Origin of the sequence: Thermosynechococcus sp. (assembly GCF_046299635.1) — a bacterium.
GTDB lineage: Bacteria > Cyanobacteriota > Cyanobacteriia > Thermosynechococcales > Thermosynechococcaceae > Thermosynechococcus.
This window is the reverse complement of sequence record NZ_JBKBHV010000024.1, coordinates 24,957-34,051: the sequence shown is the minus strand read 5'-3', so window position 1 is coordinate 34,051 and position 9,095 is coordinate 24,957. Positions and strand designations below refer to the sequence as shown.

The 9,095-nt window shown below is 54.7% G+C and carries 7 protein-coding genes and 1 pseudogene; 6 read left to right on the top strand and 2 right to left on the bottom strand.

The features are described 5' to 3' along the window. On the bottom strand, nt 1-241 hold a 241-nt coding region (locus tag ACK4IR_RS09890; protein ID WP_409874200.1), incomplete at its 3' end, for a hypothetical protein. Nucleotides 242-540: 299 nt separating this feature from the next. On the opposite strand from ACK4IR_RS09890, the gene ACK4IR_RS09885 reads away from it, so the two are divergent. From ACK4IR_RS09885 to ACK4IR_RS09870, 4 genes are read left to right on the top strand one after another with little or no spacing between them, the layout of a single operon-like run. Beyond that, nucleotides 541-2,223 (top strand): hypothetical protein, encoded by a 1,683-nt coding sequence (locus ACK4IR_RS09885; protein ID WP_409874199.1) that lies wholly within the window; start codon nt 541-543, stop codon nt 2,221-2,223. An 11-nt stretch (nt 2,224-2,234) separates the two neighbouring features. Then, nucleotides 2,235-3,032, top strand: a complete 798-nt coding sequence (locus tag ACK4IR_RS09880) for a prepilin-type N-terminal cleavage/methylation domain-containing protein (RefSeq protein WP_409874198.1) — start codon at nt 2,235-2,237, stop codon at nt 3,030-3,032. After that, entirely contained in the window at nt 3,010-3,522 is a 513-nt protein-coding gene (locus ACK4IR_RS09875; protein WP_409874197.1) for a GspH/FimT family pseudopilin, read from the top strand. The genes ACK4IR_RS09880 and ACK4IR_RS09875 overlap by 23 nt, the downstream gene beginning before the upstream one ends. 11 nt (nt 3,523-3,533) lie before the next feature. After that, the gene (locus ACK4IR_RS09870) at nt 3,534-4,178 is read left to right on the top strand and encodes a type II secretion system protein J (protein WP_409874196.1); all 645 of its coding nucleotides are present in this window, start codon (nt 3,534-3,536) and stop codon (nt 4,176-4,178) included. On the opposite strand, the pseudogene arsB reads toward ACK4IR_RS09870, so the two are convergent. Beyond that, nucleotides 4,175-5,285 (bottom strand): annotated as a pseudogene (arsB, locus tag ACK4IR_RS09865) (ACR3 family arsenite efflux transporter). The gene ACK4IR_RS09870 and the pseudogene arsB overlap by 4 nt on opposite strands. Before the next feature lie 279 nt (nt 5,286-5,564). Between arsB and carB the strand changes: the two are divergent. Both carB and ACK4IR_RS09855 read left to right on the top strand, forming a co-directional pair. Next, nucleotides 5,565-8,867, top strand: a complete 3,303-nt coding sequence (gene carB / locus ACK4IR_RS09860) for a carbamoyl-phosphate synthase large subunit (RefSeq protein WP_409874195.1) — start codon at nt 5,565-5,567, stop codon at nt 8,865-8,867. After that, nucleotides 8,861-9,094 (top strand): DUF370 domain-containing protein, encoded by a 234-nt coding sequence (locus ACK4IR_RS09855; RefSeq protein WP_297051331.1) that lies wholly within the window; start codon nt 8,861-8,863, stop codon nt 9,092-9,094. The genes carB and ACK4IR_RS09855 overlap by 7 nt, the downstream gene beginning before the upstream one ends. Nucleotide 9,095: the final 1 nt, after the last annotated feature.

Genomic DNA, 9,095 nt, shown 5'->3' with positions numbered 1-9,095 from the left:
AGCAACAAGCTGAAATTGAGTAATTCCTCCCGCTGGTCGTCTGCCGCTTCACCAGCACTGCGGCACTTTTCAGGTAGTGGGCAATCCAAAGAATCGCCAAGCCCCAAAGGACAAAGTGACCTTCTCTGCTAGCCCCTGCCCGTCGGAGTAGCCCAAGGGTATCACCGCCATTCCCCAAAAGGCGGGAAGTAGGTGAAGTGGGGCAGTGATCGGGAAGCTTCTTCGCGAGAGTTTTACTCAAGTTTATTTACAAGTTGATTGATTTTTAGGGAAACAGCAATCGCTTTGATCAAGCTTGGGCTTCAGCTTAAAAAGAGGTGAGACCCTCTGCGTTGGCGTAGCTTTGAGCCTTCGGGTGAAATTTCCAATGAGGATTTGGAATACGGATATGACGAAAATCACATCACTTTGCCCCGATTTTGGTTAGATCATTATGAACGGGCATGCAAAAATTCAGGGTATAGTTTATCTAGCACCGGCCATCGGCGAGTTTAGTAGGAAAAATAACCTCAAAACAGGGGTCACGAGGAGAACAAGCCGATGATAAAAAAACTGCTGCGCTCCAAAAGGCGGTATCGGCAGCGGGGGTTTACTCTGCCTTTGGTCTTGGGCATGGGGTTGATCATGATCGTGGTTGCCCTCACGCTGCTCTCGCGATCGCAACTGGATGTGAGCACGGCCAGCCTGCAAAAACAAACCCAGCAGGCCTTTGCGGTGGCTGAAGGGGGTATGGCGCGTACCCTTGGCCTACTCAATGGCAACTACCAGATTTTGCTGCGCCGCACCTACAACCCCGCTACGAATACGAACTTTAGTCCTTCTCGTCCGTATCTGATCAGTCGTTCAACAGATGCAACAAAAGTCGGCCAGCCCAATACGACGGGTCTCGATGTCCCTCCTGTGAATGAGTGGACGGCGGCGAGCCTTGGTTCCGATGCGCCTCCCTGCTTTACCCTCGACAACCTGAATACGATTGTTCTGAGCGGCACAATTGGTGACACACCTGATTCCAAGGGCACCTACCGCGTTCTTGCCTACCTCTACGATGACCAGACCCAAACAGGACACCTATTGATAGAAGGCCGCCTAGCCAATAACTCGCCTGCCAATGCCTTCATCCTGCAAAAGGTGAAGATTACCGATCGCAGGGTGCCTGCCAACTTTCCCGGCTTGCTGGCAGAAAGGATTAACCTCGGCAACAATGATGTCTTTGGCACCGTCAACGGCAACGTAATCTGCACCAATCCGGCGAACTGTGTAGTGCCCCCAGCACAGTGTGTCAATGGCCAACCGACGCAACAGGGACTGCGCAGTGCTGTGGGAGCGCTCAATAACTCAACTATTGAGGGGGCGATCGCCATTAACAAAATTGACTTGCCCCCCTTTCCCACGTGGCCAAATCCAGTTGGCGGCTCTGTGCTGGGCAATCTTACCCTGACCCCGCTACCCAGTTGGTTGCCCGCAGAGCAAATTCAAGACTTTCAGCGAGCCCTGCAAGCACCAGAGGGGGCAGAAGAGGCAGAGGGGTATAGGGGGTATAGTGAGGGAGCTTATGACTTGGGAAGTATTACCGATAATGCAACTTTTCCTCGACCGGGCGATTATCCCTATGTCGACCCTGATCCCAACATTCCTTTCTTTATCCCCGATCCCCTGCGACCGGGAGAACGCATCGTCAATCCGGAGAAAGTCTATTACGCCTACCGCATTAACAACATCAATCTGAGTGGTAATGAAAAGGTAAAATTCGATACGAGTAACTACGCTGTGCGGCTCTACGTCAGTGGCAACATCTCCCTCAGTGGGAATGCGGGAATTGATAATGTCTGCAGCCCCAATAGTTCTACTTGCGGTACCGATGCCAAAATAATGGGACTTCCCAGCGGTGTCGGCACGCCGGATCGCTTGCGTATCTATGGTAATCCCCCGGATCCAAATAATATGAAGATCGATCAAGAATTCACCCTCAGCGGTGGTGCCCAAGCAGGCAGTCTCTTTGTCTATGCGCCCGATGCCAAGGTGGGAATTAACGGCGGTAGCCGGGATCCGGACATTTTTGGGGCGGTGTGGGCCAAAGAGTGGAACGGCTCTAGCTCGAACAATGCGGAAATCAGGGTGCCCGATCGCCTGCCTGAAGCCTTAGGGGGCAACTATGCCAATGCCTCCATTGTTGTGGCGCACACTACTGAAGCCAGCAACTGGAACCGCCTAGCTCAGTACTAAATTTGGAGGCGATGTTGATAACTCGTAGTAAGTTCTATTTCCATTGGCTGGTGCAGCAACATGCCCAAGGCTTTACCCTTGCGGAGGTGTTGGCCTCGATCTTAATCATTAGCCTCTTTACCTTGGCAGCCCTGCAAACCCTCGTGATTGCCGCCTTTTTCCAAGCGGATGCCCGCAAATTTGCCGAGGCTAGCAACTGGATCCAAGATGATCTGGAAAATATCAAAATCGTCGCCTACGATCTCTGCCAAACCAAGTTTGTCCAACGCAAGCTGGCGGTGCCTGCCCAAGGGACTGACACCTCCTTAACACTGGCATTCATTGAACCCGGTGAAAGCGACTATGATCAAGCGATGCCCCTAGAGTATCGCACTGGAGGAGCCTGTCCCCCGACCTCACCCACGGATGGGTTTCGCGTGGGCGATCGCGTGCTCATTGGTTCGGACTCGGGCACACGCCGTATTGTCTCCATGTCGGGTAACACAATTACCTTGGACTCTCCCGTAGGGGGCTACCGAGGAGCGGGTACTCGTGTCTATGCCCGCTGTCGGATTCAAGCCAATGAAACCAATGGCATTGATGGTGGCTTTGGTGCCTACTTGCAAACTTTGATTCCGCCGATGAATAACAGCAACAATAGCCGTCCCATTGTCAATGACACCTTTACAATGACGCGCACACCCACCACCCGTGCCGAGGCGCCCTTCCAAACCTTGGAACTAGCCTATTCTGTCCGCAATAGTAACAACCGCATCGTTGCTCAACTATCAACCGAGGTGGTGCCCAATGCGTTTTTCCGCTGCCCATAAGCTTCAGCAGGGCATGACCCTGATTGAAATCCTCATTGTTCTCACAGTGGCCGCCATTTTAGCCGTCGCCGTCACCCCCAGCTTTCTTTATTGGCTAGAAACCCAGCGCGTCAACCAAGCCCTCGAAAGCCTAGAGGGGGCACTACGGGAAGCGCAGCGGGAAGCGATGCGGCGCAATCAAGCTTGTCGAGTGACGATTAACACGGGAACTAATCCCATCATTGTCGGCGATCCACCCGAATGTCTGCCTAATGGCTCACGCCAATTGGAACATGTAACCCTGCGTCGAGGAACGGGTACTGCGTCTATACGGTTTGGCTTTCAGGGACGCACCAGTAGCACGGGCACGGTTGTCCTTGCCTCCACCGCTATACCCACACTTCAGCGCTGTTTGGTGGTGTCTTTGGGCTTGGGGATTATGCGCACGGGCAATTACTTGGAAACCGACACAACGGGTGCCACTGCCGATCACTGTCGAGCGCGCAATTAAGGAGCAGGGAGATGCAGAGCGGGCACAACAATCGCGGCTTTACACTGACGGAGCTACTGGTGGCGGCTGCCGTTGGCAGTATTGTGGTGGCCATGAGTGGTTGGGCAATGGTGGCCATGCTGCAAAACAATCGCCGTGTTGAAGAGCAGGCAATAACCCGAATGAACCTGAGTCGCGCCCTCGATTTTATCTCCGATGACATTCGCTCGGCAATCCGTATTTCAACAACGGCACCCTCAGATTGGACAATTCCCGGTGGGGGGTATCAATTGGTGATGTTTATTGAAAAACCAGTGGATAACCTCGAGGAGCAGGACAACGGCACCTTGGCCAGTACAACCCGTGTAGCCTACTACACCCGTCCTAAAACGAGCAATGTAGTGTGGCAAGGCCCGATGATTCTCTATCGCCAAAAAATTGGTGACTCTACCCCCAATGCGTTGATTGATGGCCTTGCCAACACGAGTCCCAACTGTACCAATCATTTGTCCGGCGCGACGGATAGTGGCACCAATAAAGGAGGATTTCGGGTTTTTGTGCAGCACAATCGCAACGTCAAGCTGTGTATTGCGGGTCTGGTGGAATCAACAGGTGTCGTTTACCAAGCGGAAACCCTCGCAGCGGTGCGTTCCGGATCTGCCACACCCACTCCCTAAAGACAGCGGGGATCTTTAAGACCGGCCTTGTGAGGCGATCGCGGGAACCAAAAGGCGGTGCGCCGGCAAATGTTTACAAGCAGCAACATGACCGGCACCTCAATGAGAACACCCACGACCGTCGCTAAAGCTGCCCCGGAATTGAGGCCAAAGAGGGTAATGGCAGTGGCGATCGCCACCTCAAAGTGGTTACTGGCACCGATATTGCTGCGGGTGCTGATCTTCGTAGTCTAGGCCCAACGGCCGTGCCGCCAAATAGCCCAACCAAAAGATCAAGTTCGTCTGCACAAAAAGGGGAATGGCAATCAGCAAGATATGGAAGGGCGCTTCCACGATCAGCTCCCCCTTAAAGGCAAAGAGCAGCACTAACGTAATCAGCAAAGCCGTGATGGCAATCGGGTCAAGAAAGGGCAAAAACCGTTTTTCAAACCACTCCTGTCCCCGCTGGCGCAAAATCCAATGGCGACTATACACCCCAGCCACGAGGGGCAACCCCACATAGATCAGCACTGAGAGAAGGATGGTTGGCCAGGGCACCGTTAAATCACTGGCGGCAAGCAAAAAGCGACCCAGCGGCGCATAGAGAAAGAGCATGGTCAGAGAGTTAATGGCCACCATCACCAACGTTAACCCCTGATTCCCGTAGGCCAAGTACCCCCACATCAGCACCATGGCCGTACAGGGGGCAATTCCCAAAAGAATCGCGCCGGCAATATAGGAGTCCACCAAGGGGATAGTCTGGCCGCGAATGACTTCTGTTCCGGCCAACCAAGGCCGAAAGAGATAGCCCAAAAAAAACTGGGCAATCCACAGCATGGTAAAGGGCTTAATCCCCCAGTTAATGATGAGGGTTAGCAACACCGGTTTTGGGGTGCGAAAGGCGCGATCGATCTGGCTGAAGTCAATTTTGACCATGATCGGGTACATCATGAAAAACAGGCAGAGGGCGATGGGGATAGACACTTGGTAAAGACTCAACCGATCCAAGGTGATGGCAACCGCCGGAAACAGCCGCCCTAACAGAATTCCCGCCAAAATACAGAGGATGACCCACAGCGTCAGGTAACGTTGAAATATACTTAGGCGAATTGCAGATTTCTCTGACATCCAATCTCTCCAAGAACATGGTCAGGCCGTTACAGCCTCCGGCACCCATCCTAAGGCAAGTCGTCTTTGGGAGGTGTCAAGCAGTCACTTGCCCATGGGGGTTCCCCCAGCTTGGAAATCCTTGCCACAAAGAAAGCCAGCTCCCTTGCTCTCAACAGCTCATCTGGGTTATCCGATCGCGATTGTTCCCCCAAAAGGACAGGTGGAATCCCAAGGGAAGTGTAGGATAGGGAAGGCGTCGTTGCGGCGTCGCCAGAAGTCCTTTGCTGCGTTGTCCCTATGCCTCGTCGTACCGACATTTCTAAGATTCTCATTATTGGTTCAGGCCCCATTGTGATCGGCCAAGCTTGCGAGTTTGATTATTCGGGAACCCAAGCCTGTAAGGCGCTGCGCGAGGAAGGTTACGAGGTGATCCTGATTAACTCCAACCCCGCCACGATCATGACCGATCCGGAAATGGCGGATCGCACCTATATTGAACCCCTCACTCCCGAAATCGTTGAAAAGGTGATTGCCGCCGAACGCCCCGATGCTCTGTTGCCCACCATGGGGGGACAAACAGCACTGAACTTGGCGGTGGTACTGGCCAAATCCGGGGTTCTCGATCGCTACGGCGTGGAACTGATCGGCGCTAAACTGGCGGCCATTGAGAGGGCAGAGGATCGCAAGCTCTTTAAGGAGGCCATGCAGCGGATTGGGGTGGCGGTGTGTCCCTCCGGGTTGGCCAATACCCTCGCCGAGGCCCAGGCGATCGCCCACGAGATCGGCGTCTATCCCCTGATCATTCGCCCCGCCTTTACCCTAGGGGGCACAGGGGGCGGCATTGCCTACAACCAAGAGGAATTTGAAGAGATGGCAGCAGCCGGGCTAGAGGCCAGTCCTGTCTCCCAGATTCTCATTGAGCAGTCCCTGATCGGCTGGAAAGAATACGAGCTAGAGGTCATGCGCGACATGGCCGATAACGTGGTCGTCATCTGCTCCATTGAAAACCTTGACCCCATGGGCATCCACACCGGGGACTCGATTACCGTTGCTCCCGCCCAGACCCTGACGGACAAAGAATACCAGCGACTGCGGGATGCCGCCATTAAAATCATTCGCGAAATTGGGGTGGAAACCGGCGGCTCGAACATTCAGTTTGCCGTTAATCCGCAAACGGGAGAAGTGATCGTGATTGAAATGAATCCCCGCGTCTCCCGCTCCTCGGCATTGGCCTCCAAGGCAACGGGCTTTCCCATTGCCAAAATAGCTGCCAAATTGGCCGTGGGCTACACCCTGCCGGAAATTCCCAATGACATTACCAAGAAAACACCCGCCAGCTTTGAACCCACGATTGATTATGTGGTCACCAAAATTCCCCGCTTTGCCTTTGAGAAATTTCCCGGCTCACCGCCGGTGCTGACCACCCAAATGAAGTCTGTGGGGGAAGCGATGGCCATTGGCCGCACCTTCCAAGAGTCGCTGCAAAAAGCCCTGCGATCGCTAGAAATTGGCCGCGCCGGCTGGGGGTGCGATCGCCCCGAAAAACTCCCTAGCCTTGAGCAACTGCGGGGAAAACTGCGCACCCCCAATCCCGATCGCATCTTTGCCATTCGCCACGCCTTTCTTTTGGGGATGACCGTTGAGGAGGTTTACGAACTGACGGCCATTGACCCGTGGTTTTTGCGCCAGATGCAGGGGCTGCTCGACACCGAAAAATTCCTGAAGCGCAGCACACTGGAGCAGCTCACTGCCGACGATCTCTGGCGGGTGAAACAACAGGGCTTCAGCGATGCCCAGATTGCCTATGCCACCAAAACTACTGAGGATGAGGTGCGGGCCTATCGCCAATCCCTGGGGGTTGTGCCGGTCTATAAAACGGTGGACACCTGTGCCGCCGAGTTTGAGGCCTACACCCCCTACTATTACTCCACCTATGAGCGGCCGCCGGAGCAAATTAATCCCGACACCGGCGAGGTCGAAGTGCTTCCTCCCCAATCGGAGGTCTTGCCCCCCCGCAAGCCACGGGTGATGATTCTCGGATCAGGACCCAACCGCATCGGCCAAGGGATTGAATTTGATTACTGCTGCTGCCATGCCGCCTATGCCCTGCGAGCCGATGACTATGAAACCATCATGGTCAACTCCAACCCCGAAACGGTTTCCACCGACTACGACACCAGCGATCGCCTCTACTTTGAACCCCTCACCAAAGAGGATGTCCTCAACATCATCGAGGTGGAGCGCCCGGTGGGCATCATTCTTCAATTTGGCGGTCAAACGCCCCTGAAGTTGGCGCTGCCCCTGCAGCAGTACTTGGCAACCCATGGCGATCACCTCGCAACCCAAATCTGGGGCACTTCCCCTGACGCCATTGATATTGCCGAAGACCGCGAACGCTTCGAGAAAATTTTGCGCGATCTCAATATCCCCCAACCCCCCCATGGTACGGCTCGCAGCTATGCTGAAGCCCTGAGTATTGCCCGCCGCATTGGCTACCCGCTGGTGGTGCGCCCCAGCTATGTGCTGGGCGGTCGGGCCATGGAGATCGTCTATTCCGATGCCGAACTGGAACGCTACATCAGCGAAGCGGTGCAGGTGGAGCCGGAGCGACCGATTCTCATTGATAAGTATCTGGAAAATGCCGTTGAGGTGGATGTGGATGCCGTTGCCGATGCCACAGGGACGGTGGCGATCGCGGGGATTATGGAACACATCGAGCAAGCCGGGATTCACTCCGGGGATTCCGCCTGTAGCTTGCCCACCCAATCCCTTTCTCCCACCGTGCTGGCAACTATCCGCACATGGAGTATTGCCCTTGCCAAGGCGCTCAAGGTGGTGGGATTGATGAACTTACAACTGGCCGTCCAAGGGGAGCAGGTCTATATTTTGGAGGCCAACCCGCGTGCATCCCGTACGGTGCCCTTTGTCTCGAAGGCGATCGGGGTTCCCCTTGCTAAAATTGCTGCCCGGCTGATGGCGGGAAAAACCCTCGCGGAACTCAATTTCCTTGCCGAGAAAATTCCCAACCATGTTGCCGTCAAGGAGGCCGTCCTGCCCTTTGAAAAATTTGCCGGCACCGATACGGTGCTTGGGCCGGAGATGCGCTCCACCGGTGAGGTGATGGGAATTGATATGACCTTTGGGGCGGCCTATGCCAAATCCCAACTGGCGGCCAATCAAAAGTTACCGCTGCAGGGAACGGTCTTTGTTTCGATGAGCGATCGCGACAAGGCAGCGATTGTGCCCGTAGTCCAAGAGTTGCAGTCTCTCGGCTTTCGGATTATTGCCACCGCCGGCACCCGCAATGCCTTGCTCGCAGCCGGCCTGAGCAATGTTGATCTCATCCTCAAGCTCCATGAAGGGCGTCCCCATGTCCTCGATGCCATTAAAAATGGGCAAATTCACCTGATTCTGAATACGCCCTCAGGTCAAGAGGCTCGTACCGATGCCCAATTGATTCGTCGCACCGCTCTTGCCTACAAGATTCCGATTGTGACAACGATCGCGGGAGCTAAGGCAACGGCTGCTGCCATTAAAACCCTGCAAACCTCAACCCTAGGCGTACGGGCACTTCAGGATTACCATCGGTTGGAATGCTGAACATTGGTTTTGGTAACTATGTGTCACCGCAACGCCTGCTGGCGATCGTCAGCCCCGATTCTGCTCCGATCAAACGCCTGATTCTCGAAGCACGGGAGCATCATCACCTCATTGATGCCACCCACGGGCGGCGTACCCGCGCTGTATTGGTGTTGGATGGCGAGATTGTCGTTCTCTCGGCGCTGCATCCTGAAACGTTGGTGGCGCGACTCAACCCACCCCCCTAGA

What these genes read in the sequence shown, in the direction of transcription:
- ACK4IR_RS09885 (WP_409874199.1), top strand. Translation starts at nt 541, where the DNA reads ATGATAAAAAAACTGCTGCGCTCCAAAAGGCGGTATCGGCAGCGGGGG.
- ACK4IR_RS09880 (WP_409874198.1), top strand. Translation starts at nt 2,235, where the DNA reads ATGTTGATAACTCGTAGTAAGTTCTATTTCCATTGGCTGGTGCAGCAA.
- ACK4IR_RS09875 (WP_409874197.1), top strand. Translation starts at nt 3,010, where the DNA reads ATGCGTTTTTCCGCTGCCCATAAGCTTCAGCAGGGCATGACCCTGATT.
- ACK4IR_RS09870 (WP_409874196.1), top strand. Translation starts at nt 3,534, where the DNA reads ATGCAGAGCGGGCACAACAATCGCGGCTTTACACTGACGGAGCTACTG.
- carB (WP_409874195.1), top strand. Translation starts at nt 5,565, where the DNA reads ATGCCTCGTCGTACCGACATTTCTAAGATTCTCATTATTGGTTCAGGC.
- ACK4IR_RS09855 (WP_297051331.1), top strand. Translation starts at nt 8,861, where the DNA reads ATGCTGAACATTGGTTTTGGTAACTATGTGTCACCGCAACGCCTGCTG.